We start from the raw sequence: 25576 nt of genomic DNA on the forward strand, positions 1-25576 counted from the left end.
CCGCGGCACCGTCAGGCCGCCAGCGCGATGACGGGCGCGGTGCGGCCCATGGCTCGCGCGTAGAGGCCCTCGAAGCGTTCCAGCGTCGCGGCGAGCGCGTGGTGGGAGATGATCTCGCTGCTCGCCGCGCCCATGCGAGCCCGCATCGGGGCGTCGTGGACGAGGGTGTGCAGGCGCTGGGCGAGCTGGTTGACGTCGCCGGGCTCGAACAGCCAGCCGTTGCGGCCGGGGTGCACCAGGTGCGGCAGCGCCATGGCGTTCGCGGCGATCACCGGCTTGCCCGCGGCCATCGCCTCCATGGTGGCGAGGCTCTGCAGCTCGGCGACACCGGGCATGACGAACAGGTCGCAGCGGGCGTAGGCGTCGAGCAGCTCGTCCTCGGAGACGAAGCCGTGGAAGCGCACCCGGTCGGTGATCTCCAGGTCGCGGGCCAGCAGCTCCCACTCGGCCCTGCACGTGCCGTCGCCGACGATCTCGCCGAACGCGCCCGGCACGCGGGCGAGGGCGCGCAGGAACTCGTCGACGCGCTTCTCCTCGTCGAGCCGGCCGACGAACAGGGCGGTCGGGCGGTCGTTGCGGGTGACCGTGCGCCGGTAGCGGGCGATGTCGATGCCGCACGACACGGGGATCGCGCGTTCGGGGAAGCCGCTGTCGTGCAGCAGCTGCACGGCACGCGGTGTCGGGGCGGTGACGACGTCGGCGCGGCCGAACACCCTTGCCAGGTCGCGGTAGGCCCACTTGCGCGACAGGCCCTGCAGGAACGCCGGCACGTGCGCGTGGCTGAACAGGTTCTCCGGCATGAAGTGGTTCGTGGCGAGGGTCGGTATGCCCTGGGCGACGGCGGAGTTGAGGACGAACCGGCCCACCACGAAGTGCGCCTGCACGTGGACCACGTCCGGCTTGAGGGCCTTGACCAGCTCATCGGCCTCCTTCGACGCCTGCCACGGCAGGCAGAAGCGGAAGTCCGGGTAGAACGGCAGCCGGTGCGACCGCAGGCGGTGCACCGTGACGCCGGGGATGTCGGTGGCCTTCGGCGAGTCCGGTGCGATGACGTGGACGTCGTGGCCGTTGCCGGCGAGACCGACCGCCAGGCGCTGCGCGAAGCGCGCGGCACCGTTGACGTCCGGCGGGAACGTGTCGGCGGCGATGACGACGCGCAGGGCGCTGGAGGTGTTCACGGGAAGCTCCGTTCGGATGTTTTCACGAGGTTGACGAGCAAGTGCGAACACGCCGCAAACAGCGGCGAGAGCGCAGGCGAACAGCGCGGCACCGGTCACGGCGGACAGGTGCGCGGCCTCGCCGAGCAGGAAGGCGCCGATGCCGACCGCGATCAGCGGGTCCACCACGGTCAGGCAGGCGACGGCGAGATGAGGGGGTCCGCCCGTGTAGGCGAGCTGGACCAGCCAGCCGCCGACGGCGAGCGAGAGGGCGATGCCGAGCACCGACGCGAGGTGCGAAAGCCCGAAACCGCCTTGCTGCACCGACTGCGAGACGGCACGCATCAGGACGGACACGTAGCCGTACGCGACGCCACCGGCTGATGCGAATGCCACAGCGCGGATGCGTGCGTTGGAGGTAAGGGCAGCCACGAGGCCAGGCACCGCGATCGCGCCGAGAGTGACGAGTCCGGCCGTGAGTTCGGCGTCCGGCGCCACCCTCGTGGCGGTCGCACTGCCGGAGGCCAGCAACACGAACGCACCCACGCCCACGGTCGTGAGCAGGATCGCGGGCATCTCGCGGAAACGGCGGTCCAGCAACGCGGTCAGGCCGATCGCGACGACACCGATCGGCTGCACGACGGTCAGCGGGGCCATGCCCAGCGCGGCGGCGTGCACCCCGGCGCCGGCGACCAGCAGCGCGAGGCCACCCAGCCAGCGGGGCTGGCGCAGGACACCGGCGCGCGCACCGGTCGAGGCGACCGCGTCGTGCTGCAGGCGTGCCGCGAAGGCGAAGCAGACGGCGCCGAGCACGGCGAGGGCGATGGCGAGCAGTGTCATGGCGTGCGCCTCACCTGTAGTGCCGCGATGGCGAAAAGGAGTGCGTAAAGGGATGCGAACAAAACGCGTTCGGTCAGACCGCGCGCCTCGAAACCGGCGAACGAAACGTGGCTGACCAGAAATGCCGCGCTGGAGATGCTCGCCGTTGTTGCGATACCGATCAGGGCCGGAAATTGCCGGGCGATGAGCACGCCCGCGGCGGGCAGCGCCACGAACATCACCGCCCCGGCGTAGCGGTGGACGTAGCCCGACATCGACGTCGGCGCCCCGGACGGGTCCGTCGGGAAGATCGTCGCCACCGCCAGCCCCGCCGACCAGATGCCGATCAACCACTGCGCTGACCTGCCTACACCCCGCAGGTTGACGGCGAGCAACGCCGACACGGCCGCGAGACCAAGAGACGTCGCCGCGAGCCACCCGGTGCCGTTGTCGACGAAGACGTAGTCGCTGATCACGTCCGTGACCGGGTTGAGCTGACCCGCCGACACGACATGCAGGTACAAAACCGGAACCAGTGACAACACCAGTCCCCCGACCACCAGGCCCCGCCTTTTCGCCCCCGCCTCGACCACGAGAAAAGTCTCTGGTGAATGCGGTGATCAACCAATGGGGAACTCCCCCGACGCGACCCTGAGGTGTCCCTGAGGTACCGGGGTAGGGCCAGCCCCACCTTTTTCCGCCGCGCTTCGGGAATGAGGGCCGCAACCCGGTCGAGTGGGGATCGCCCGGACCGCCTAGGCTGCGTGTCCGTGAGCCCGAATCCCCAGCCTGCGGTGGAAGTCTCGGGGCTGGTCAAGAGGTACGGCTCGAAGACCGCCGTCGACGGCCTCGACCTCGTCCAGCAGCCCGGCACCGTTCTCGCCCTGCTCGGACCCAACGGCGCGGGCAAGACGACGACCGTCGAGATCTGCGAGGGCTTCCGGCGGGCCGACGACGGCTCGGTGCGCGTGCTCGGTCTCGCCGCGGGCTCCGAGGAGCTGCGGCCGCGGATCGGCGTCATGCCGCAGGGCGGCGGCGGCTATCCCGGCATCCGCGCCGAGGAGATGCTGAACCTCGTGGCCGCGTGCGCGAAGAACCCCCTCGACCCGAAGTGGCTCATCGAGGTCCTCGGACTCGGCGGCGCGGCGCGCACCCCGTACAAGAGGCTCTCCGGCGGGCAGCAGCAACGGCTTTCCCTGGCGTGCGCGCTGATCGGCCGTCCCGAGCTCGTGTTCCTCGACGAACCGACCGCGGGCATGGACCCCCAGGCGCGCCGGCTGGTGTGGGACCTCGTGTGCGCCCTCAAGGACGACGGCGTGTCCGTGCTGCTCACGACGCACCTCATGGACGAGGCCGAGGCGCTCGCCGACGACGTCGTGATCATCGACCAGGGCCGCGTGGTCGCGCAGGGCACGCCCGCCGAGCTGACCGCGAACCGGCCGGACGACCAGCAGCTGCGGTTCCGCGCGCGGCCGGGTCTCGACACGTCGTTGCTGTCCGCCGCACTGCCCGAGGGCCTGAAGGTGCGCGAGGCGACGAGGGGCGCGTACGTCGTGGAGGGTCACATCGACCCGCAGGTCGTCTCGACCGTCACGTCGTGGTGCGCGCAGCAGGGCGTGCTGGCCGAGGAGCTGACGGTCGCCAAGCGCAGCCTCGAAGACGTTTTCCTGGAGCTGACCGGCAGGGAGCTGCGTTCGTGACCACCTTCGCTCCCGGCACCTTCACGCCCGCGCCCGGCCGCGGCTCGCTGCCGAAGATGCTGTTCGTGCACGCCCGCACCGAGGCGATGCTGACGTTGCGCAACGGCGAGCAGGTCCTGTTGACCGTGATCATCCCGCTGGCGCTGCTGGTGGCCCTGTCGGTGATGTCGGTGATCCCGATGCCCGAGCCGCGCGTGGGGTCGGCGACGGCGCGGATCTTCGCGCTGGCCATCATCTCGTCGGCGTTCACCGGGCAGGCCATCGCGCTCGGGTTCGACCGGCGCTACGGCGTGCTGAAGCGGCTCTCGGCCTCCGCGCTGCCCCGGTGGCTGCTGGTGGCCGGACGGGTCTGCGGCGCCCTGGTCGTCGTGGCGCTCCAGATCGTCCTGCTGGCGGTGACGGCACTGGTCCTGGGCTGGCGCTTCCCGCTCGCGGGCCTGCCGTGGGTCGTGCTGCTGATCATCCTGGGCACGCTGACGTTCGGTGCGCTGGGCGTGCTGCTCGGCGGCTCGCTGCGGGCCGAGATCGTGCTCGCGCTGGCGAACATCATCTGGTTCGTGCTGCTGATGGCCGGCGGTGTGGCGCTGTCGGCGCCCGTCGGGTTCATCCACCTGCTGCCGTCGGCCGCGCTCGCCGAGGCACTGGAGACTTCTGTGGTGCACGGCACGGCGCCCGGCGCCGGCCCCGTCGCGGTGCTCGTGGCCTGGGGCGTTGCCGCCGGGGCACTGGCAACCCGGACGACTCGCCTGACCTGAGCACGCCTACCATCAGTGGCGTGTCGAAGCTGACCGCCTTCCTCGTGTCCTGGCAGCGCGCGTTCGCGATTGCCGTCGTCATCGCGCAGGCCGGAATCGCGGTCACCGGGTCGATCGTCCGCGTGACCGGCTCGGGCCTCGGCTGCCCGACCTGGCCGCAGTGCTTCGAGGGCAGCGTCACCCCGGTCGACCACCCCGAGGTCGCGACCCTGCACCAGTGGGTCGAGTTCGGCAACCGGACGCTGACGGGCGTCGTCGGCGTCATCGCGGGCCTGTGCGTGCTGGCCGCGTGGTTCCACCTCCCGCGCCGCCGCCGCGTGCTGGTGCTCTCGCTCGTGCAGCTCGTCGGCGTTGCCGTGCAGGCCGTCGTCGGCGGCATCACGGTGCTCACGGGCCTCGCCTGGTACACCGTGTCGATCCACTTCATGATCTCGATGGCGCTCGTGTGGATGGCCGTGCTGCTGGTGAGCTCGCTGGCCGAGGGCGACGGGCCGGCGCGGCTCAAGGTGCCGGCGCCGTTGATGAAGCTCCAGGTCGTCATGGCGGTCGTGCTGGGCGCGCTGCTGCTCGCGGGCACGTGGGTGACGGCCGCCGGCCCGCACGCCGGTGACGCCGCCACCCCGCGCCTGGGCGTCGACGTCGCGACGCTCGCGCAGATCCACGCGGACCTGCTGTTCCTGTTCCTCGGCCTGCTGATCGCGGTCGGGTTCTTCACCCGCACCCGCGCGTACTGGACGCTGGTCGGCGTCGTGCTCGCCCAGGGCGCGCTGGGCATGGTGCAGTACTGGACCGGGGTGCCCGAGGTGCTCGTGTCGCTGCACGTGCTCGGCGCCGGTGCCGTCGTCATCGCCACGGCCGCGCTGTGGACGTCGTCGCGCGAGCGCACGCACGAGGTCGAGCTGCCCGCCTCCGGCGATCAGGCGCTCAGCAAGGCCTGAGCCTCGCCCTGGTCGTTGTGGCCCGCCCAGTTCGCGGGCGTGGCCTCGAAGTTGACGTCGGTGATGGTCCGGTCGGCGCCCGCGTCCAGCAGGACCCGGATGACCGGCAGGTGGCCGCGCTCGGCCGCGAGGTGCAGCGCCGTCACGCCCTCGCCGTGCATCGGACCGCCGAACGTCGTGCGCTGGTTGGGGTTCGCGCCCAGGTCGAGCAGCACGCGGGTGGCGTTCTCCAGCCCGCACCACGCGGTCCACGCCAGCGCCGTGCCGCGGTAGACGTCGGCGTCGATCCGGGCGCCGCGCTTGAGCAGGTCGCCCAGGACCTCGACGCGGTCGTTGCGGGCGGCCCACGACAGCGCCTCGTCCAGCACCTCCTGCGGGTCGTCCGCCGGCCACCAGCGCGGAAAACCGCTGTGCGGCCGGTAGTAGCCCCGACCGGCCTCCGGCGCGGTGGCGAGGTCGAGGTCGCCCAGCCCGGCGGCGACGCGCAGGTTCGGCGGGTGGATCCCGTGCCGCGCCAGCAGTTCGGCCGTCTTCGCCTTACCCCAGAACAACGCGACGGTCAACGGTGTGCCGCCCCCGCCGCGCGCTTCCAAGTCCGTGCGCGCTCCCTTCGCCAGCAGGAGCGCTGCCAGGTCGTCGAGGCCGGAACAGGCCGCCTGGTGCAACGCCGTCCAGCCGTGGACGTTCTGGTGGTCGACGTCCGCACCGGCGTTGAGCATCACCTCGACCAGCCGCTCGTCGCACTTGGCCGTGGCGAGGCCGAGCAGGTCGTTGCCGTTGGTACCGCGGGCCTTCACGAGCCACGGGTCCCGCGTGATGATCGCCTTCAGCTCTCCGGGGTTCTGCATCTCGATGGCCTGGTAGGCGCGGGCGAACGGCCGGGGATTGCGGATGTTGGCCTTGAGCGCCTTCCAGTCCTGGCAGCCGTGGGCCTGGGCGAGCACGATGTGTGCGCCCTCGTCCGTGAGCGGCACGTCGTCGAAGACCTCGAGCGCGCCGGGCACCCCGTCCCACGCGGAGGCGAGCAGCCCGCGCGCCCGCTCCTCGTAGTACTCGACGTCGTCGCGGAACGGGTGCCACATGGCACCCACGCTACTTCGGCGCGGCGGGCCTGCGCTCCCACAAAGCGGGAAGTTCCTCCGAGAGCCAGCCGTAGAGCCGGTCGACGGTCTTCAGCCGCTGCGCGCGCTCGGGGTCGCCGCTGAGCAGCCGCATGCCGTCGTCGGTGAGCGTCTGGACGCTCGCGATGGCGTTGAGCTTGCGCTGGATGAACTCCGTCCAGGCCTTCTCGTTGATCCGGTACTCGGCCGCCTGCCGGCCGCGGCGGGTCCGCTTGGTCACCAGGCCGACGTTGACCAGGTACTTGAGGTTCGTGCTGATCGACCCGCTGCTCGCTTCCAGCTCCTGCGAGAGCTCGGCGGCGGTGCGCTCGACCGGCTGGCACACGAGCAGGTAGCCGAGGATGCGGCCGCCGATCAGCGGGATGCCCTCCTCCGCGAAGTGGGCGGCGAAGCGCTCGATCCAGGCCGAGAGGCGGGTTTCCCTGCCGACGCTCATCTCAGTGTTCCCCTTCGGTCGACACTGAAATCATCGTAGCGATCTTGTCAACGGCCATGCGCAACTCGGCGGTTGCAGGACGGGATCTCAATGTGCAACCATCGGTTGCACATCAGCCGCCTTCGGCCTGAGGACGTACCCGTGGACACGACCGCACTGCGCAGCGCGTACGAGGAGTTTTTCCCGATGGCGGCGCTGCCGGACCTCGGTGACACCGCCGGCGGCGGCTGGAACGCCGACCAGGTACTGGCCCACGTCCTCAGCGTCGACGCCGCGACCACCGCTGTCGCACTCGGCGTCATGTCCGGCGCGCGGCCCGCGTTCGACAACCGGATCTGCCTCGACGGCGGGAACCTCGACCGGATCATCGGCGCGCATCCCGGCAGGGCCGGCCTGATCGACGGCGTGCGCCGCCAGGCGGCCGTCCTGTGCGACGTCGCCGGCCGGCTCGACGGGGCGTCCGGCGCGGTGCTGGCCCCGACGCTGCTGATGTCCGGGGACGAGGTGCTGGTGGACCAGCCGGTGCCGCTCACCGGCCTCGTCCACGGCCTCGCCGCGAACCACGTTCCCGGGCACACCCGGCAACTCGCCGACCTTCGCCGTCAGGGGCCCGGAAAGCGAGAACCGGGAGGCGGATCGCCTCCCGGTCCCGGATGGCCCGCGAAAACCGGGCTGATCAGCACACGGGCGCGAGCGGGGTCGTCTCGTCGGGCCCCGCCCGGCGGCGCCACCGGTCCAGCTTGGCGTGTTCCGTCAGCGAGATCAGCGTCTCCCGCACGGACAGCCGCACGCGCGGATCGCAGTTCAGCACCGGCACGTCGGGAGAGATCCCCATGCCGCGGATGATGGCCTTCACGTCCGCCCGGACAGACACGTGCACGTTGTTCAGCGCCAGCACGTACGGGATGTTGTGGTCCTCGAAGTACCGCATCGCGTCGACGGAGTCGGCGGGGCGCATCACGTCGAACAGCACCACGGCACCGACGGCGCCGCGCACCACGTCGTTCCAGCCCGCGCGCGGGTCCTGCCACTGCGGGGCCACGAAGAGGTGCAGGGCGAGGCCCGGGTCGAGCCACACGCGTCCGAACTGGATGCGCACGAGCTCCGTGACGCCGCCCGCGCGTTCGGGTGGGAGTGCGCTCATCGTGAGGAGGTCGTTCTCCACGATGGACCTGATGAAGGTGCTCTTGCCCACGCCGAAGCCGCCGGCTACGACGATCTTGGCCGAGGTCAGCTCCCGTCCGGGCGGCCCTGGGGGCCCGAATTCGGGAAATCTAGAGCCGACGTAGTCCACTCAGCACTCTCTCCATCAACCCGAGGTCCGGCGTGTCACCGCCCGCGGAAGCGGTCTGGTGCACGTCCACCAGACCTCGTTCCGCCATGTCGCCGAGCAACACCTTCACGACTCCCAGCGGGAGCCGCATCAGTGCCGCCACCTCCGCGAGGGACCGCGGGGAGTGGCAGAGCTCGACGACGCGTTGGTGCTCAGCCTGCAAGATACCTGCCGACTGCCGGCTCTGATCATTCGCGGAGACAAGTGTCTCGATCTCGAGGTTGACGTTCGACCGCGTGCGCCCGCCGGTCCAGGCGTACGCACGAACGATCGAGGCGTCCGAGGGCTCCGGGAACACCGGTTCGAAGGCGGGAACCTCCTCCTGCCGCACGACGGGAATCTCGGCCCGTCCGGGCGTGGCGGACTCCGGCTCGTGCGTCCGCTTGCGACTCGAGTCCAGGGAGAACCCGTTCATCAGGTCGGCGAACGTCTGTTCGGCGGGCGTCTGGGCCCGCCGCCGTCGTCGGGGCGCGTCAGGGGAAGGACTCATGGATCACCTCACGCTGTGCAGCTGCGCTCGCAGTTCGGGGGTGAGGATCTGGCCCACCTGGTCGACGACCACGGTCATCTCGTAGGCCACCTGGCCGACATCGCTGTCGGGCGCGGCGAGAACCGCCAGACAAGACCCGTCTCGAATGGACATGAGGAGCATGATCCCGTAGTCCATCTCGATCACGGTGCGCAACACTCCGCCCCCGTCGAAACAGCGCGAGGCGCTCGCCGTGAGCGCCGCGACGCCCGAGGCGATGGCGGCGAGCTGGTCGGCGCGCTCCGGAGGGAGAGCCGACGACTTGGTGAGCAGCAGGCCGTCCACCGAGATGACGATCGCGTGGGCGACACCGGCCACGCGATCGGTGAAGTTCGTGATCAACCAGCCGAACTGGTCCACCTGGCGCGACTGAGGCGTGCTCATGCCTTCTCCCCGTTCCACTGGCCGTTCCCCTGGCCGTTTCCACTCCCGCCGCCGCCCAGCGGGGCCTGGCGCAGGCCCGTCTGGTAGCTCGCGAGAAACCCTCGTGCTCGTTCCGGATCGCGCTTCGGGCCCACGGCAGGGCGTGTGCCGTTCTCGGGACGTTCCGCGAGGTCGGGAAGCAGGTTCTTGCGCGGCGCCCGTTTCGGCAAGCCGGCATCGGTCTCGCCGGCGTCCGCGACGGGGTCGCCCGCCTGTTCCCAGACGGTCCCGCCCGGCTTCTTGCCGAACCAGGATGCCACTACGGACGGTGACGAGGTCGGGGAGGGCCCGGATCGGGGCGCCGCCGGCGAACGGTCGCCGTTGACCGGTTCGTCCGAGGCACCGCCACCCGCGAACCAGGACGACGTCTTCTCGCCCGGTGACTCGGCCGGCACCCCGTTGTGCGGGGTCCGCGCGGCGCGGGGTGCGGGCTCGGGGGCGCGCTGGGGTGCCGACTCGTCGATCGCGGCGCCGCGGAACGACGTCCACTCGGCCGATTCGCGCGGGTGCTCGATGACCGGGGCGGGCGGTGCCAGGTTCGGGGTCTTCACGACGACGTGCGGCTGCTTGGCGAGCGCCGGCTTCGGCTGCGGCAGCGCGGCGTGCCGCGGCTGGGACGGCGCCGGGGCCTCCTCGCGCGAGCGGACGAGCTCCGCCGGCACGAGCACGAACGCCCGCAGGCCCTCGCGGCCCTCCCCCGCCCCGCGCAGGCGCACGGTGATGCCGTGGCGGCTCGCGAGGCGTCCGACGACGAACAGACCCATCTGGCGCGAGACGGGCACGTCCTCCTCGTTGCCGGACGACAGCCGTTCGTTGGCTTCGGTCAGCTCGGCCGGGCCCATGCCGATGCCCTCGTCGGCGACCTCGACGAGCACGGCGCCCTGCTGGTCGAGCCGGGAGCCGATCACGACCTGCGTGGTGGGCGCGGAGAACGCGGTGGCGTTGTCCAGCAGCTCCGCGACGAGGCGCACGAGGTCGCTGGCCGCGTAGCCGACGATCTCGACCGACGGCGTCGACTTCACGACGACGCGCTGGTAGTGCTCGATCTCCGACGCGGCGGCGCGCAGCACGTCGGCCAGCGGGACGGGCTGGTGGAACCGGCGGGCGACGTCGCTGCCGGACAGCACCATCAGGTTCTCGTTGTTGCGGCGCATGCGCGTCGCGAGGTGGTCGAGCTTGAACAGGTTCGCGAGCTGCTCGGGGTTCTCCTCGTGGCGCTCGAGCTCCTCCATGAGCTTGAGCTGGCGCTCGACGAGGCCCTGCGAGCGGCGCGACAGGTTGACGAAGATGTTCTTCATGCCGGACCGCATCGTCGACTGCTCGACGGCGGATCGGATGGCCTGCTCGTGCACCGCGTCGAACGCGCGGGCGAGCTGGCCGAACTCCTCGCTCGTGTGCACGGGCACCGGTTCGATCTCGGTGTCCGGTTTGCGGTCGGCGCGGATGGCGGCGACGACCTCGGGCAGGTGGTGGTGCGCCACGTCGAGCGCGGAGTGCCGCAGCTCGGACAGCGAGCGCAGCAGGTAGCGGCCGATGACGAAGCCGAGCGTGCCGGCGACCAGCAGCATCGCGAGCAGGATGACCGCGGCGGCGCCGGCCTTGTCGGACGTGTCGTCCTGCAGTGCCGCGGCGGAGTCCGCGAGCTCGTCCTGCATCTGCCGGACGACCTGCTCCATCAGCCGCGCGGTCGTGCCGGAGGACCTGTTCCAGTCCTCGACGGCGATGCCGAACGACGGCGCGGGCTTGGGCTGGCCGGGACGGGTGGCCGGGGGCGGCGTGCCGTCGGGCTGGGTGAGCGCGCGTTCGACGAGGGCGGAGCGGTTCGCCACGGCGGCACCGGTCACGGTCTGGTCGTAGGCGCGGCGCTGGTCGGTGGTGCCGATGGCCTGGAAGTCGCCCAGGCGGTCCTGCAGCCGGATGTCGGACTGCTCCAGCACGCGGACCTCGGGGCCGAGGAGCTTGCCCCGGCCGATCGCCGCCAGGACGACGGCGTGCTGCAGCGAGACCTGCTCCTGCGCGATGACGAGGTTGTGCAGCGCCGCGGCGGTGCCCGAGATGGCGTTGTCGTTGAACTGGCCGACGAGCGCCTGCTCGAAGTCCAGCAACGACTTCACGATCGCCGTGTAGCCCGTGGTGCCGCCGGACGGGTCGCCGCCGTCACCGCCCTGCGCGACCTTCTCGCGCAGGTTCTTCAGCGTGTCCAGCTGACCGCCGAGCTCGGTGAAGCGGCTGCGCGCGACGTCGCTGACGCCGTCCGTGCGGTCGACGCGGCGGCGCAGCGTGTCGGCGGCGTTGTCCGTCGACCGGATCTGGTTCTGGTAGGCGCCGACGCCGGAGCCGCTCGTGGAGCTCTGCGCGGCGAGCGTGCGTTCCTGCTGGACGCTGGAGATCAACGGCGCAAGGTCCGCCCTCAGGCGGACCAGGCCCTGCATCTGCACGTAGTCGTTGGACCGGTCGACGTAACCGGAGATCTGCAGGGCGCCCGCACCGACGGCGACGGCGACGGGCACCAGCAGCACGACGCCGAGCTTGACCGGCAGCCTCCAGTTGCGCCAGTCGCTGATCTTTCTCCACTCGACATTCACGAAATGGTCCCCAAGGCGCGCTCGAAGTGCCCCACTATCGGCTACCTCCTGGCCTGGTGAATCCTCGAGAGTCGATACCCCCGCAGCTCGATATCCAGATCAGCCGTATCGGGTGTGAGCGGATAGTAGGCCAGTCGGCGTGACGCGACAATGACCTCAGGCGTGCACGATCGATCACCGACGGTGACGGACTACCTTTTGGGGTGGTCCTGGGGGTTCAGGGGATTGACTCCCCGCCACGCGTGGTTACGCTTGCGCCTCCCACCCCCGGATCGGACGCGCCTTCCGCGCGGAGTCTCGCCGGGCACTCCCCGTAACGAATGCGAGCGGTTGATGACGAAGGCGCTGCCCTCCGTGTCACGCCCGGCCTCCCCCGGTTTCGCGACCTTTGAAGAACCCCGTCACGCATTGCTCATAGACGGTGACGGAGAGCCGGATTACAGTGCCATCCAAACGAGTGAGGATTTCCTCGCCCTGAAGCGGCGCATCACCCGTTTCATTCTCCCGGCGACGGTGCTGTTCCTCGCTTGGTACGTCACGTTCGTATTGCTTTCCGCTTACGCCGTCGACTTCATGAGCACGCCGCTGTTCGGAACGGTGAACGTCGGCTTGACGATGGGATTTCTCCAGATCGTCACCACCGTCATCATCACAATGGCGTACGCGCGCTACTCCAAGCGGAAGCTCGACCCGCAGGTCGACGAGGTGCGCGCGCTCGCGGAAACCGACGAGGAGCTCGCGTGACCGGGGCGAACACCGCGATCAACCTGACCGTCTTCGGCGTCTTCGTCCTGCTGACGCTCTACGTCGTCTACCGGGTGTCGACGAGGAACGTCAGCGCGTCCGACTACTACGCGGCGGGCAGCAGTTTCACGGGAACGCAGAACGGCATCGCGCTCTCCGGCGACTTCCTGTCCGCCGCGTCGTTCCTCGGCATCTCCGGCGCGATCGCCGTGAACGGCTACGACGGCTTCATGTACTCGATCGGGTGGGTGGTCGCCTGGCTGATCGGCCTGATGCTCATCTCGGAACGGCTGCGCAACACCGGCCGCTTCACGATGGGCGACGTCATGGCGTTCCGCATGCGCCAGCGCCCCGTGCGCGCGGCGGCGGCGAACTCCACGCTGGTCATCTCGCTGTTCTACATGATCGCGCAGATGGCGGGCGCCGGCGGCCTCATGGCGTTGCTGCTGGACGTGCACAGCAAGGTCGGCCAGGCCGTCATCATCGCGGTCGTGGGCATCGTCATGGTGCTGTACGTGCTGGTCGGCGGCATGAAGGGCACCACGTGGGTGCAGATCATCAAGGCCGTCCTGCTGCTGCTGTCGGTATCGCTGCTGACGATCTTCCTCATCGGCAAGTTCGGCTTCGACATCTCCTCGATGCTCGACCGCGCCACGCAACGCTCCCCGTTGGGCGAAGCCGTCCTCTCACCGGGCGTGAAGTACGGCGCCACGGGCCTGTCGAAAATCGACTTCATCTCTCTCGCACTGGCCCTCGTGCTCGGCACCGCGGCGTTGCCGCACGTGCTGATGCGCTTCTACACAGTCCCGAACGCCCGCGAAGCACGTAAGTCCGTCGTGTGGGCCACGTGGATGATGGCGATCTTCTACTCGTGCACCCTCGTCATCGGCTTCGGCGCGATGGCCCTCGTCGGCACCGACAAGATCGCCAGCGCACCGGGCGGCGAGAACTCGGCCGCACCTCTGCTGGCGTTCCAGATCGGCGGCACCGTGCTGCTCGGCATCGTCTGCGCCGTGGCGTTCGCCACGATCCTCGCCGTCGTGGCCGGCCTGACCCTGACCGCCTCGGCGTCGTTCGCGCACGACGTCTACGCGAACGTCATCAAGCACGGCGAGGCCGACCCGCGCGACGAGGTCCGCGTGGCCCGCATCACCGCGGTCTGCGTGGGCGTGCTCGCGATCGCCGGCGGCATCGCGGCGAACGGCCAGAACATCGCCTTCCTGGTCGCCCTCGCGTTCGCCCTGGCCGCCTCCGCGAACCTGCCGACGCTGCTGTACTCCATGTTCTGGAAGCGGTTCAACACCCGCGGCACCCTGTGGAGCATCTACGGCGGCCTCACGTCGTGCGTGCTGCTCATCGTGTTCTCGCCCGCGATCTCCGGCTCGAAGTCCTCGGTGTTCCCGGACGTGGACTTCGCGATCTTCCCGCTGGCGAACCCCGGCATCGTGTCGATCCCGCTGTCGTTCCTGGCCGGGTTCCTCGGGACGGTGCTCGGCGGGGAGCGGGCGGACGCGGAGAAGCAGGCGGAGATGGAGGTGCGCGGGCTGACCGGCATCGGGTCGGGTCTGCGCTAGGTCCTGGTCCTGGTCCTGGTTTTGGGCTTGCTTCTGGTTCTGGTTCTGGTTCCGGCTTTGGCGGACGGCGCGGCGGTGCTCCAAATCCGGTGTGCCGTTGCGCCAGGTCCGGTGTGCCGGTGCTTCAGGTTCGAGCAGGCGGCGGCTTCGTCGGCCGCCGGGGCGGACCTGGAGCAGGGCGGCAAGATCTCGAGTTGTCCACAGGCTGCCGAGTCGTTGACCTGCGCCTTCGCTGGTCGCGGTAGGTTGTGGACAAGCAGGGAACCGAAATCGCGATCTGTTCGTTCCGCAAGGCAAGGAAGCGCGGGGGGCGGTCGGGATCACGGACGAGCCACCGGGTCGGCAGCTGCTCACCGTGTCTCATCGCATCGGTGCAGGACCGGCGCGTATCGGTACAGGACCGGCGAGTCCGGCAGGCGTCGCGAGCCTGCGACTGTGCCGAGCCGCGCCCGAATCGCAGCCAGGCCCAACGCCCAGCCGCGCCCGGTGCCCGACGTGCCCAGCCCCGCCCGGCGCCCAGCCGAGCCCGCCTGGCTCACCGGCATCCCGTACGGCCACACCGTCCCGGGCCAACTGCAACGGCATCAGCGGCGACAGCATCAGCTCCGACGCCCAGCCGAGCCTGAGGCTCAGCCGAGCCCGACACCCAGCTGAGCCCGAGGTCCAGCCGCACTCCCCAACCAGCCCACAACCGGCCAGCCCACAACCGGGGCGTCCCCCAACCGGGGCGTCCCACACCGGACTAGCCCCGCGACGCCGCCGCCTGAATCACCTTGCTGAACCGCGACGCGGCTTCCTCGCCCGTGTGCTTGAACCCGAGCGACGGCTCGGTCAGCTCCAGTTCGAGCAGCATCGGCTCGCCGCCAGGCCCCTCGACGACGTCCACGCGCGCGTACAGGAAGTCGCTGCGCCGCAACGAGAGCAGGTCCGCAGCCACGTCGAGAACCTGGTCACCGAGCTCCACCTGACGGCGCGACGGCTCGATGCTCCCGAGGCGTTCCTCGACGTAGAGCCCGGACTCCGCCTCGGCCAGGCCTTGGGCCAGCATCGGTCCCTTGTGGAACGAGTGCGAGTACTCACCGGCGAAGAACACCAGCGCGGTCTCGCCGTTCTCGTCCACACTGGACTGGTAGGGCTGCACCAAAGCCTTGACGCCCAGAGCCTCGAGGTGTGCGGAAGCCTCGGCGTGGTCGGTGAACCTGCCGGCGCCGCGCGATCCCGCGCCCACGGCGGGCTTCACCACGAACTCCCCGGCTGGGAAGACGACGTCTTCGCCGGGCAGCACGACGGTGGTGGGCACCACGGCGACGCCGCGGTCGGCGAGGTCGACCATGTACGACTTGTCGGTGTTCCACCGCACCACCGGCAGCGGGTTCGCCAGTCCGCGCACCCCGGCGCACCACGTCAGGAACTCGTCGAGGCGGTCCGGGTAGTCCCAGGTCGTGCGCAGCACCACGAGGTCGGCCGAGACCGGCCCGCCCCACGGCTGCCACACGACCTCCACGCCGTCGCGCTCCAGCGCGGCGACCAGTGCTTCCTCGTCGCCGTCGCCGGAGGGCAGTCGGTCGCACGAGGCGAGCACGACCTTCATGACTGCATCTTGGCCATCTTGCGGCGGTGGGCGGGGCCGATCTTCGTGGCGGCGGTGGTCTCGCGGTCCCACTCGGCCGCCTCGACGTCGGCGGCGGCTTCGACGGCGGCCGTGGCGGACTCGACGTTCTCCGTCACGATGTCGCCCATGGCGCCGTCCGCGCCGACCAGCACGATGCGCGCGCCGGCGCGGCCGATCGGTTCGACGACGGCCTTGACGGCGGTGCCGGGCTTGCCGTGGGCCTTCACGAAGTCGGCGATGCGCTTCTGCGTGGTTTGATCAGACACCCCCACACTGTAAAACCAGCGAGTAGCTTCGGCCGGGTGACCACCGACACGCTGGCGTCCTTCCTCTCGTGGTACTTCGACCACCACCCCGCCCACGCGGCCTCGGCCGGTTCGCTCGAGCACTACTCGACGTTCGGGGACTTCTCCGCCGCCGCGTTCGAGCAGCGCGCCCGGGAGAAGGAGGCGTGGCTGGCGCGGATCGAGTCGTTGCCGGCGTCGGTGGACCGGGATCTCGCGCTGTCGGTGCTGCGCGGGTCGTCGGCGGCGGAGGCGTGGCCCGGGTGGCGGCGTGATCCGCACGAGTACTCCGGGATCGTGTTCTTCGGGCTGCTGGGTCCGTTCCTGCACGGGTTGCTGCCCGAGGCCGAGCTGGTCGGGTCGGCGGTGGCGAAGCTGCGGGAGGTGCCGTCGGTCCTCGCCGCCGCGGAGGCGAACCTCGACCCGTCGCTCGCGTCGGAGCTGGTCGTGCGCAGGACGCTCGGGCAGGTGCGGACGGGGCGGTCGTTCTTGCTGGAGTCGTTGCCGCTGCAGGTGTCGTCCCCCGAGCTGCGCGCGGTGCTGGTCGAGGCGGCCGGGCCCGCGGCCGAGGCGTTCGACCGGCACGCGGCGTTCTTGGAGGACCTGGCCCTGCGCGCGGGCGGTGACTGGCGGATGGGCGAGAAGCTCTACTCGGCCCTGTTGCAGGACAAGGAGTTGCTCGGGTACGGGGCGCCGGAGCTGCACCAGCGCGGGCAGGACGCGTACGCGTCGCTGGAGGCGGAGCTGGAGGAGCTGGCGGGTGCGGAGGACTGGCGGGCGGTGATGAGTTCGTTGCAGGACGACCACCCGCCGACGCTGGAGGCGATGCGCGCCGAGTACGAGGCGGAGACGTCACGGGCGCGGGCGGCGTTGGTGGAGCACTCGCTGGTCACGATGCCCGAGGGCGAGGACTGCCGGGTGGTGCCGTCGCCGCCGTTCCAGCGGGCGGTCATGTCGGTGGCGAGCTACCTCGGGCCGCCGCCGCTGACGTCACGGCGGGTCGGGTACTTCTTCGTGCCGTTCACGCCCGACGGCGCCACGGACGAGCAGGTGGCGCACCGGCTGCGCACCAACGCCCGGTCGCAGCTGCCGACGATCTCGGTGCACGAGGCCTACCCCGGTCACCACTGGCACTCGGCGTGGCTGGCGGCGCAGGGGCCCGCGCACCCGTTGCGCAAGGTGTTCCGGACGTCGTACTTCTCCGAGGGGTGGGCGCTGTACTCGGAGAAGCTGCTGCGGTCGGTCGGGTACTACACGACGCGCGGTGCTCTCATGGGCCACGTCGAGGCGCGGCTGTTCCGGGCGGCGCGGATGATCGTCGACACGGCGCTGCACTGCGGCGACATGACTCCCGCCGAGGCCGAGTCGTTCATGGTGGCGCGCACGGCGCTGACCCCGGGCACGGCCGCCGGCGAGGTCAGGCGGTACTGCGCGTGGCCGACGCAGGCGCCGTCGTACCTGACGGGGGCGTTGGAGATCGACTCGATCCGCGAGGAGTTCCTGGCCGCGGGGCTGGGGTCGTTGCGCGACTTCCACGACCGGATCGCCGGGTCCGGCGCGCTGCCGCTCGGGCTCGCGCGCCGGGTGGCGCTGGGCGAGGACTAGGCGCGCTGGTAGGCGCGGCCCGCCGCGGTGAGGGCCGTGCCGGTGGACAGGCCGGTCGGGCTGGTCTTGGTGGAGAGCGTGAACCACGCGTACCGCTCCACGAACGGCAGCCCGTCGAGCATCTTGGTCGACGCGGCGATGAAGGCGGTCTGCTGTTGTTCGGTCGGGTAGACCGCCCGGCCGGAACGCCAGTCGATCAGCGCGTACTCGGTGAGCCAGATCGGTTTGCCGTAGCGGACGTGCACGTTGCGCAGGTAGGACTCCAGGTGTCCGGTGGCCGCGCTGGAGAAGTCCTGGCCGTACCAGTGGAGCGGGATGAAGTCGACGCGCAGGTTGCGCGCCTTCGCGCCGGCCATGAAGCGGTCGAGCCAGCCGTCGGCGACGTCACCGCCGAACGCGACCGCGGGTGCGCCGAGCCTCAGGCCGGTGCTCTGCAGGCGGGGCCACAGGTCGAGGGCGCGTTCGACGGTCATGTCGGCCTGGCCCGCCATGTCGGGCTCGTTGAACCCGAGCAGTTGCCGGCCGTTGGCCTTGGCGTTGCCGAGCTCGGCGTCGGTGACGGCGGCAGCGCCCCAGATCATGGGGACGAACTCGGCGCTGCTCTGGACGCCCCGCCGGTCGGAGGCCCAGGTGTAGTACCAACGGGCGTCCAGCGCGGCCATCGCGGTGCCGGCCGGGCCGGGGTCGTCGGCCGCGTTCACGCCCTTCTTGGCGGACGCGGCGTGGGATGGAAGCGCTCCCATGAGAAGCAGGCATGCGATCAGCAGTAGGGTTGTTTTTCGCATGCACCGGTCTTACCAGCCTGCGGGCCTCGTTTTGCCCGTACGGGCCGCGAGCGGGAACATCGGGTCGGTGACCGGGGTTGTCCCAGGTCGAGCCGATCCAGGAGGACAGATGCCCAAGGCAGTGGTGGTGCGGGAGACCGGTGGTCCCGAGGTGCTGGAGCACGCGGAGGTGCAGGCCCGCACTCCCGGCGACGGCGAGCTGCTGGTCCGCACGGCCGCGGCCGGCGTGAACTACATCGACACCTACCAGCGCAGCGGCGTCTACCAGATCCCGCTGCCCACCACGCTCGGCCTGGAGGGCGCGGGCGAGGTCGTCGTGTCGAACTCCCCCGACTTCGCCGCCGGCGACAAGGTCGCGTGGATGAGCGTGCTGGGCAGCTACGCGTCCGAGGTCGTGGTGCCGGCGTCCGCGGCGGTCCGGGTGCCCGCGGAACTCGACGTGGAACTGGCCGCGGCCTCGTTGCTGCAGGGCGTCACCGCGCACTACCTCGTGCACTCGACGTACACCGTGAAGGAGGGCGACCGGGTGCTGGTGCACGCGGCCGCCGGTGGCGTCGGCCTGCTGCTGACGCAGTGGGCGAAGTCGAAGGGCGCGGTCGTCGTGGCGACGGTGTCGACCGACGAGAAGGAGGCGCTCGCCAGGGAGGCGGGCGCGGACCAGGTGCTGCGGTACGGCGACTTCGCCTCGCAGATCGAGAAGGTCGACGTCGTGTACGACGGCGTCGGGCGCGACACGTTCGACCAGTCGCTGGCGTCGCTGAAGCCGCGCGGCCTGCTGGCGCTGTTCGGGGCGTCGTCCGGGGCGGTGCCGCCGGTGGACCCGCAGCGGCTGAACGCGGCCGGGTCCGTGTTCCTCACGCGTCCTTCGACCGGCGCGTACCTGCTCGACCGGGCCGAGTTCGAGTGGCGGGCCGCCGACCTGTTCGGCGCGATCGCGTCCGGTGAGCTGAACGTCCGGATCGGTGGGCGCTACGCACTGGAGGAGGCGGCTCAGGCGCACACCGACCTGCAGTCGCGCAAGACGACCGGGAAGCTGCTGCTCCTGCCGTGACGGTGACGGCGAGCGGCCCCCGGACCCGTTGGGCTCCGGGGGCCGTCGTCGCTCGTCAGGCGGAGGGGGTGACCTTCACGCCGTCGATCACGAAGACCAGCGTCTCGTTGGGCTTGATGCCCTGGCCGCCCTTGCCGTAGCCCTTGGCCGGCGGGACGATCAGCAGGCGGCGGCCCTTCTCCTTGAGGCCGACGATGCCCTCGTTCCAGCCGTCGATGACCGGCGCCTGGCCGACGTTCTCCACGTCGAACGGTGCGCCGCGCTCGAAGGAGCTGTCCAGCACCTTCTTGTCGCTGAACGTCGTGAGCTGGTAGTTGACGGTGGCCGTCGTGCCCGTCTTCACCTCTTCGCCGGTGCCCTGCACCAGGTCCTTGACGATGAGCTCGTCGGTGGGCTTGCACGCCGGGATCTCGACCTTGGGCGCCGACCCGAAGTCACCGGAGACCTTGAAGTCGTCGGCTTTGCAGGGGTTCGTCGGGGTCGCGGTGGAGCCACCCGCGGAGGGCTGGGCGGAGCTGCCGCACCCGGCCAGACCGGTGGCCGCCACGAGCGCCAGGGACGCGATGAGCAGGACGTTGCGCATGGTGCGTGAGCGTATTCGCAGCGGTGTTAGCCGGGCGTAGCAGGCCGGGCGAGCGTGCCGGGGTGGTGGCCCGCGGACTCGGCCCGGTGGACCAACGGCGGGCAACGCCGAGCGGGCGAAAACGCACGGCTTGGGTACTTTCGGGTGGGTGGGTCACCCTCATCCGACACGATGAGGGCAACCGGCGACTTTGCGTTACCGAAGTGCACGTGTGCGGGCCGCCCAGCGGCTTCAAACACGTTTATTTCAGCGGTGGATGTCGCACGAACAGCAGCTTCCTTATCTTTTGACCGGCGCGTACAGTAACTCCTCGCACTTGATCGGACACCGCCCGCATTCGTCCGTTCGGGTAGCGGCCGATCTGGTGACTCAGGAGGTGGAACTCGTGTCCGCGGAGGCCGGAGGCATCCGCAGCAACCTGCTCCAGGAGTTGTTCTGGACTCGGACCGGGTTGCTCCTCCTCGTACTCGTCGTGACGTCCGGTGCGTCGCTGGCCATTTCCAGTCAAATGGATTCCGGGACAGCGAGAAACCTGCTGACAGCACTGGGCACCGGCACTCTCATTTCGGCTGTCGTGAGCTTCACGCAAACGTTGATCACGTCGAAAGCGGCGCAGAAAGCGCTTCTCGCTCCCGTGGTCGAGGAGAGCCGCAAGGCGCTCAAGGAGCTGACCGAGGAGTACCGGGCCCTGGACCGGGAGTTCTTCCCCAGCCACGTGTTCGAGCCGACGGCCACGCCGGACCCGGTGTTCAACCAGCTGATGATGCAGGACCTGGAGCGGACCCGGCTGTACTGCTTCCGCGGGTTCGCCGGGCGGTACGCGGCGGGAAGAGTGCTGCTCAGCCAGTCGGAGTGCGAGCTCAGGGCCGTGCTGGCCGACCCGCGCGACGACAACGCCCTGAGCGGGCGGGCGCGGTACCTGTTGCGCAACGAGGGCGCGGACGGTGATTACGAGGAGATCCAGGAGCGGCTCAAGGAACAGATCCGAATAGGACTCGTCGGGTTGTTCGCGGCACGCAGCCGGTGCAGCCGGATCGACGTCACCATCGTGTCGGATCCGCCTCTGGACCGCCTCGAACTGTTCGACGACTCGGCGTGGCTCACGCTCTACAGCAACACCGCGGGAGTGCTGAGGCCGTATCCGCGCACGTTGCGGTTCACCGAGAGTTCGTTCCTTTACGCGATGGAACGCGCGGAGTTCCTGCGCATCAGCAATTCCAGGGCCGGCTACCACTTCGCCATCACCCCGGGAACGTCGCGCACCGACTTCCTGGCGTTGTTCGAGAAGATCACCGGCGAGACTCTCACCCAAGAAGGTTTCGCGGAACTGGAGGACAAGTTCCACGCATTCCGCCGCGAATTCTCCACATCCGCTCAGTTGAGGAGCTGATCGATCTTGCCAGCCGAGTTCACCGGGTTGTCCGCGCTCGAGGAGCTCGCCGCTCGGGTGAAGAACACCGAATCACCGGTCGTCGACCACTGGTCCGACGTCGGCACGTGGTTCCGCGACTGGGCGGCCCGGCCGGAGCTGCGCAAGGAGCTCCGCGCGCACATCGACGGGCTCACGCCCCAGCAGGCGACCTGGGTGATCGCGCACTCCCGTGAGACGACGACGCACTTCGCCTGGTGCCTGCGCGACGAGGTGGAGGAGCCGTTCACGTTCTGGCTGCACGAGTACAAGCCGCTCGCGGACTGGCGGACCGGGTACGCCGACTCCGTCCACAACCACCGCTACCACTTCTGCACCACCATCCTGAGCGGCGCCTACCTGCACGAACGCTTTGACGCGCGACTCGGTGCCGGCGGCCGCTCGATCGTCGGCACCGAGCTCACGAACCGCACCCAGTGCACCGAGGGCACCACGGGCACGTTGCTCGCGCACGAGTTCCACCGCATCCCACGGGCGGCGGACGGGACGATGACGTTCCTCGTGAAGTCGCGTGCCGTCACGCCGTGGAGCCTCAGCTACGACCCGGACACCGGCATCAGCCACCGCCACGTGCCCGTCGAGGACCGGCTGGAGGATCTGACGAACCGACTCTGAAGCCCCACCGGGGCCGCCGCGGCGCGCTTACCATCAGCCCACCTGGTCGGGAGGGCTGATGATGCGTACGCGCACAAGGATTCCGAGGTCTGTCATAGCGGACGTGGAGCAGCGCGTGAGGCGGCTGTGCGAGGACCTGGCCGCCAAACTGCAGTTCCACGGGTGGCACCACGTGAGCTTCGTCCGCGACAAGTCCGTGCACTTCGCGGAGCGCAACGGCGCCGCGGTGGACGTCGTCGAGGTCGCGGCACTGGTGCACGACCTGAACTACATGGTCCGGCGCAACTCGCTGCCCACGGACGGCGCGGCGCTGCGCAGGAAGGTCCTGTTCGTCGCCGGCGTCCCGCTCGGTGACATCGAGTGGATCGAGCGGATCGTCGTCGAGGCCGAGATGCGCACCCGCTCCCGCGGCATCTCACTGGAGGCGCAGGCGCTGTCGGACGCGGACACGCTGTTCAAGGCGCTGCCCGTCACACCGGTCGTCCTCGCGCACAAGTACTTGCAGGAGAACGGCATCACGCTGCGCGAGCTCGCGCACAAGATCGTGGGCGAGCAGGTGGGCAAGGCCGACGAGGGCTACTACTTCTACGACGCGGAGGCCGCCGCGACCTACACGAAGTGGGCCGAGGCGAACCTGTCGCTGTGGCGGTGCATCGTCGAGTCGCTCGACGACCCGTGCGTGGAGGACCTGCTGACCAGCGTCACCTGAGGCGCAGGTCGGCACCGGGAACGGCACGGAGCCCGGTCTTCGCCGGCGGCTACGGTCCGCGTGGGGCACCGGCTCGGCCGGCGTGCGCGGCCTCGGTGGACTCGGAACCCACCTCGGCCGCCACCCGGTCTCTGGTTCGGCGGGCACACCGCCGGTCATCCCTGAGCGGTCGTCGACCCGTTCAGGGCCTCATCCGGCTCTGCGCTCGGTGGCACCGGCTCGTGCGCCTCAGGCGCGGACCGCTCGTCATCAGGCGGTTCCAGCTGCTTGATCAGTTCCTTGACCAGCTGCTCCTGCTCCTTTTTCAACTCCTCACCGTCGTAGGCGGTCAGCATCTCCCGCGGTTTCGCCAACCCGATCGTCGGCACGGCCGGTTCGGGCATGTCGCGGAACAACGACACCGTCCCGGTGCCGCCGGCTTCGTTGAAGCTCGGCGCCAGGTGACCTGCGAGGCCGTGCTCCGCGCGCCGCTCCAGGATGCAGACCCACGCCTGGTTGATCGTTCGGCGAGCCGCGTTCTCCGCGTTCTCGATCGTTGTACGAAGGCGCTGCCACGCGGGGTCGTGCGCCCGTTTCGCCGCCTCCGCCTCGACGACGAGCTCATCGAAGGAGGCCTTGCCCCGCTTGAACTCCTTCTCGGCCCGCGCGATCGAGTCCGCCCAGGGGTTGTACTCGATGATCTTCACGAAGATCGCCCCGAGGGTGAACAGCAGGAACAGCATCACCACCGCGTACGGCGGGTACTTGACAGCGGCCGAGCCGACTCTCGACTCCGCGACGCGCTGGATGGCCCACACGCCGAAGGTGACGAGGATGAAGGTGAAGAAGGCGAGTGGCAGCCCCCAGATCGGCCACGGCAGGTCGTCCGCACCCCGCGTGCGGGACTCCGGCCTCCAGTCCCACAACCGCTTGAGGGCGTCCTTGAGCACGAACGGCGGGCGCTCGGTCATCCGATCCCTGTGCGACCACGCTCGGACGACCTGCTTGGCCAGCATCGTCCCGGAGACGAGCAGCGCGACCGCGATCAGGAGACCTGGCAGGTAGGAGAGCTTGGCCAGCAAAGGGTCTTTTTCGTTGGTGAGCTTGCGCAGCATGAAGGCGAAGAACCAGGTGTCGTAGACCGATGCGACCGCCAGTGAGAGGTAGAGCACCCAGCTCCACATCTTCGGACGATGCCTGCGGTCTTCCGGCCCTTCCTGTGCGTGGCGCCGGGCCGCCCTGTGCCGGGCGACTCCCGAGTTGAGCACCGTCCGGTCCGCCAGCAGCGCCCCGAGGCGGTCGAGAGCGGTACGCCACCTCGCCGTCGCATCGGTCAGACCGCGGCTGGCCGCGTCGACCTCCGGCATCGTCGCGGCGAGACCCTCCTCGGCTTCGATGGCGGCCCGCGCGAGGGTCGCGGCCTCGGAGTTGTCGAGTTCCGTTGCCTCGTACCGCACTCGTGGCATCAGCGGAACGCTGTGCAGACCCACGCAGGGAGCTGTCGGTGGGCACGGACGCGGCCGGGAGTAGCCGCCCGTGCCGTTGAGGGTCACTTGGCTCATCGGAGTCTCACCACCCCTTGTCAGTGACGATCTCGACTCTGCGGTTGCACTTCATCGCTTGTTCGTCCGAGGAGTGCGGGCACAGCGGCTTCTCCTCGCCGAACCACTGCGTCTCGACCTTCGTCGTCACGCCCTTGTTGAGCAGCGCTGCCCGGACCGCCGCCGCTCTGCGCTGCGAGAGCCCCAGGTTGTACTCGTTGGTCCCCCGCGCATCGGTGTGCCCGGTGACCGTCGTGGCGGCGTTCGGGTACTGCCTGATCTTGGCCGCGACCTGGTCGAGCTGGGCGAGGCCTTCCGCCCTGAGCTGGTCGGAGTCGAAGTCGAAGAGCACCATGTCGCTGTCCCCGAGTGACCACGTGATCACCTTCTCCCCATCGACGCCGTCACCCGGCTTCGGGAACGCGATCTCCGGATCGGCGACGTTCCCGGAAGGCGCCCGTTCCGGTGCCTTGCCCATCACCGAGATCGTGTCGACGGCGCAGTTCTCCTTCTTCACGCCGGTCGTCTCGCACAGCCGCGTCCACAGCTGGCCCAGCCAGAGCAGCTGCCCGGTCGACGGTGTGGGTGCGCCGACGGCTGGATGTCCGACACCCACCAGGGAGAGCTTCGTCCCATCCGGTGCCTTGCCCGTCTCGCTGCCGCGGGAAGTGCACAGCGACACGATGTTCTCGAGAACGGTTGTCTGGCCGATGGCGGCCTTCTCGAGGCTTGCGCACCCGACCGTGGAAAGACCGTCTGTGGCCAGGATGACCGCACGCTCGCCCTTGGCCTCGCGCACCTTCTCGAAGCCGGCCGTGGCGGCGCCGAGCACGTCGGTGCCGGGTTCGACCGGACCGTCCGCGCTCGCCTTGGTGACGAGGTCCTGAAGGCATTGCGCTGCGTTCGCGACCGCGTCGTTGTAGTTCTCCGGACCTGCGTCGACATCGGTCGTGAGGTCCTGCTCGATCCAGCGAACCCTCGTCGCGTTGCCGGAGAACGACCCGATCGACAAGGTCTGCCTGGCCTTGACCACGTCGGTCAGCCGGGCCTCGAGCGCCTGCGCGTAGTCCGGTGACTTCGCCGCCTCCGCCGATCGCGTCGAGTTCGACGCGTCCAGCAGCACGACCGCGGCGCCGCCTGGCTCGTTCGCTCCCTCCTTCTTCATCCACCCGCAGGTGTCGGCTTCGGGCTCGGCGCAGGACGTGAGCAACGCCCCCGTGCACACGAGGACCCCCATCCCCGCGGTGATCTTCTTTAACACGTGGTCCT

The 25576-nt window shown here is 70.0% G+C and carries 25 protein-coding genes; 10 read left to right on the top strand and 15 right to left on the bottom strand.

Features of this window, described 5'->3' with window-relative positions; all coding sequences use genetic code 11:
- Positions 1–11 precede the first annotated feature (11 nt).
- Together L6E10_RS20640 and L6E10_RS20645 are read right to left on the bottom strand one after the other, a co-directional pair.
- On the bottom strand, positions 12–1997 hold the full coding sequence (locus L6E10_RS20640; RefSeq protein WP_236221157.1) for a glycosyltransferase: 1986 nt from the start codon (positions 1995–1997) through the stop codon (positions 12–14).
- Positions 1994–2569, bottom strand: coding sequence for a DUF998 domain-containing protein (locus L6E10_RS20645; RefSeq protein ID WP_236221158.1), 576 nt, complete (start codon positions 2567–2569; stop codon positions 1994–1996). The genes L6E10_RS20640 and L6E10_RS20645 overlap by 4 nt, the downstream gene beginning before the upstream one ends.
- Before the next feature lie 201 nt (positions 2570–2770).
- On the opposite strand from L6E10_RS20645, the gene L6E10_RS20650 reads away from it, so the two are divergent.
- The 3 genes from L6E10_RS20650 to L6E10_RS20660 are packed head-to-tail and all read left to right on the top strand — an operon-like array spanning position 2771 to position 5369.
- Positions 2771–3676 carry an ABC transporter ATP-binding protein gene (locus L6E10_RS20650; RefSeq protein ID WP_236221312.1) on the top strand — a complete coding sequence of 302 codons (906 nt, stop codon included), beginning with the start codon at positions 2771–2773 and terminating at the stop codon, positions 3674–3676.
- Positions 3673–4431 (top strand): ABC transporter permease, encoded by a 759-nt coding sequence (locus L6E10_RS20655; protein ID WP_374237131.1) that lies wholly within the window; start codon positions 3673–3675, stop codon positions 4429–4431. Before L6E10_RS20650 ends, L6E10_RS20655 begins: the two co-directional genes overlap by 4 nt.
- Positions 4432–4451: 20 nt before the next feature.
- Positions 4452–5369 carry a heme A synthase gene (locus L6E10_RS20660; RefSeq protein ID WP_236221159.1) on the top strand — a complete coding sequence of 306 codons (918 nt, stop codon included), beginning with the start codon at positions 4452–4454 and terminating at the stop codon, positions 5367–5369.
- Here L6E10_RS20660 and L6E10_RS20665 read toward each other — a convergent pair.
- The 7 genes from L6E10_RS20665 to L6E10_RS20695 form a co-directional block, all read right to left on the bottom strand.
- The gene (locus L6E10_RS20665) at positions 5348–6451 is read right to left on the bottom strand and encodes an ankyrin repeat domain-containing protein (protein WP_236221160.1); all 1104 of its coding nucleotides are present in this window, start codon (positions 6449–6451) and stop codon (positions 5348–5350) included. The genes L6E10_RS20660 and L6E10_RS20665 overlap by 22 nt on opposite strands.
- Positions 6452–6461: 10 nt before the next feature.
- Entirely contained in the window at positions 6462–6926 is a 465-nt protein-coding gene (locus L6E10_RS20670) for a GbsR/MarR family transcriptional regulator (protein ID WP_090104923.1), read from the bottom strand.
- Positions 6927–7013: 87 nt separating this feature from the next.
- Positions 7014–7472, bottom strand: coding sequence for a hypothetical protein (locus L6E10_RS20675; protein ID WP_236221161.1), 459 nt, complete (start codon positions 7470–7472; stop codon positions 7014–7016).
- 130 nt (positions 7473–7602) lie between these two features.
- On the bottom strand, positions 7603–8121 hold the full coding sequence (locus L6E10_RS20680; protein ID WP_236221162.1) for an ATP-binding protein: 519 nt from the start codon (positions 8119–8121) through the stop codon (positions 7603–7605).
- Positions 8122–8200: 79 nt separating this feature from the next.
- On the bottom strand, positions 8201–8749 hold the full coding sequence (locus L6E10_RS20685; RefSeq protein WP_236221163.1) for a DUF742 domain-containing protein: 549 nt from the start codon (positions 8747–8749) through the stop codon (positions 8201–8203).
- Between the two features lie 3 nt (positions 8750–8752).
- The gene (locus tag L6E10_RS20690) at positions 8753–9172 is read right to left on the bottom strand and encodes a roadblock/LC7 domain-containing protein (protein ID WP_236221164.1); all 420 of its coding nucleotides are present in this window, start codon (positions 9170–9172) and stop codon (positions 8753–8755) included.
- Positions 9169–11796: a nitrate- and nitrite sensing domain-containing protein gene (locus L6E10_RS20695; RefSeq protein WP_236221165.1), complete on the bottom strand. Its 2628-nt coding sequence runs from the start codon at positions 11794–11796 to the stop codon at positions 9169–9171. The genes L6E10_RS20690 and L6E10_RS20695 overlap by 4 nt, the downstream gene beginning before the upstream one ends.
- Positions 11797–12129: 333 nt before the next feature.
- Here L6E10_RS20695 and L6E10_RS20700 point away from each other — a divergent pair, with 333 nt between their 5' ends.
- Both L6E10_RS20700 and L6E10_RS20705 read left to right on the top strand, forming a co-directional pair.
- Entirely contained in the window at positions 12130–12540 is a 411-nt protein-coding gene (locus tag L6E10_RS20700; RefSeq protein WP_236221166.1) for a DUF485 domain-containing protein, read from the top strand.
- Positions 12537–14114 (top strand): cation acetate symporter, encoded by a 1578-nt coding sequence (locus L6E10_RS20705; RefSeq protein ID WP_236221167.1) that lies wholly within the window; start codon positions 12537–12539, stop codon positions 14112–14114. Before L6E10_RS20700 ends, L6E10_RS20705 begins: the two co-directional genes overlap by 4 nt.
- Positions 14115–14856: 742 nt before the next feature.
- On the opposite strand, the gene L6E10_RS20710 is transcribed toward L6E10_RS20705, so the two are convergent.
- The gene (locus tag L6E10_RS20710; protein WP_236221168.1) at positions 14857–15705 is read right to left on the bottom strand and encodes a RimK family alpha-L-glutamate ligase; all 849 of its coding nucleotides are present in this window, start codon (positions 15703–15705) and stop codon (positions 14857–14859) included.
- On the bottom strand, positions 15702–15992 hold the full coding sequence (locus tag L6E10_RS20715) for a hypothetical protein (RefSeq protein ID WP_236221169.1): 291 nt from the start codon (positions 15990–15992) through the stop codon (positions 15702–15704). The genes L6E10_RS20710 and L6E10_RS20715 overlap by 4 nt, the downstream gene beginning before the upstream one ends.
- Positions 15993–16028: 36 nt before the next feature.
- On the opposite strand from L6E10_RS20715, the gene L6E10_RS20720 reads away from it, so the two are divergent.
- Positions 16029–17615 carry a DUF885 domain-containing protein gene (locus L6E10_RS20720; protein WP_236221170.1) on the top strand — a complete coding sequence of 529 codons (1587 nt, stop codon included), beginning with the start codon at positions 16029–16031 and terminating at the stop codon, positions 17613–17615.
- On the opposite strand, the gene L6E10_RS20725 is transcribed toward L6E10_RS20720, so the two are convergent.
- On the bottom strand, positions 17612–18358 hold the full coding sequence (locus L6E10_RS20725; RefSeq protein ID WP_236221171.1) for a glycoside hydrolase family protein: 747 nt from the start codon (positions 18356–18358) through the stop codon (positions 17612–17614). The two genes, L6E10_RS20720 and L6E10_RS20725, sit on opposite strands and share 4 nt — an antisense overlap.
- A gap of 151 nt (positions 18359–18509) precedes the next feature.
- On the opposite strand from L6E10_RS20725, the gene L6E10_RS20730 reads away from it, so the two are divergent.
- The gene (locus L6E10_RS20730) at positions 18510–19451 is read left to right on the top strand and encodes a quinone oxidoreductase (protein WP_236221172.1); all 942 of its coding nucleotides are present in this window, start codon (positions 18510–18512) and stop codon (positions 19449–19451) included.
- 55 nt (positions 19452–19506) lie between these two features.
- Here the strand turns inward: L6E10_RS20730 and L6E10_RS20735 are convergent, their stop codons facing one another.
- Positions 19507–20034, bottom strand: a complete 528-nt coding sequence (locus L6E10_RS20735; protein WP_236221173.1) for an FKBP-type peptidyl-prolyl cis-trans isomerase — start codon at positions 20032–20034, stop codon at positions 19507–19509.
- A gap of 451 nt (positions 20035–20485) precedes the next feature.
- On the opposite strand from L6E10_RS20735, the gene L6E10_RS20740 reads away from it, so the two are divergent.
- The 3 genes from L6E10_RS20740 (at position 20486) to L6E10_RS20750 (ending at position 22787) form a co-directional block, all read left to right on the top strand.
- Positions 20486–21424, top strand: coding sequence for a hypothetical protein (locus tag L6E10_RS20740; RefSeq protein WP_240011057.1), 939 nt, complete (start codon positions 20486–20488; stop codon positions 21422–21424).
- Positions 21425–21430: 6 nt separating this feature from the next.
- Entirely contained in the window at positions 21431–22078 is a 648-nt protein-coding gene (locus L6E10_RS20745) for a hypothetical protein (protein WP_236221174.1), read from the top strand.
- Positions 22079–22139: 61 nt separating this feature from the next.
- Positions 22140–22787, top strand: coding sequence for an HD family phosphohydrolase (locus L6E10_RS20750; protein WP_374237138.1), 648 nt, complete (start codon positions 22140–22142; stop codon positions 22785–22787).
- Between the two features lie 155 nt (positions 22788–22942).
- Here L6E10_RS20750 and L6E10_RS20755 read toward each other — a convergent pair whose 3' ends face one another.
- Together L6E10_RS20755 and L6E10_RS40880 are read right to left on the bottom strand one after the other, a co-directional pair.
- Entirely contained in the window at positions 22943–24232 is a 1290-nt protein-coding gene (locus L6E10_RS20755) for a hypothetical protein (protein WP_236221176.1), read from the bottom strand.
- A 103-nt stretch (positions 24233–24335) separates the two neighbouring features.
- The gene (locus L6E10_RS40880) at positions 24336–25568 is read right to left on the bottom strand and encodes an OmpA family protein (protein ID WP_236221177.1); all 1233 of its coding nucleotides are present in this window, start codon (positions 25566–25568) and stop codon (positions 24336–24338) included.
- Positions 25569–25576: the final 8 nt, after the last annotated feature.

The organism is Lentzea sp. CC55 (assembly GCF_021056325.1).
Lineage (GTDB): Bacteria > Actinomycetota > Actinomycetes > Mycobacteriales > Pseudonocardiaceae > Lentzea > Lentzea jiangxiensis.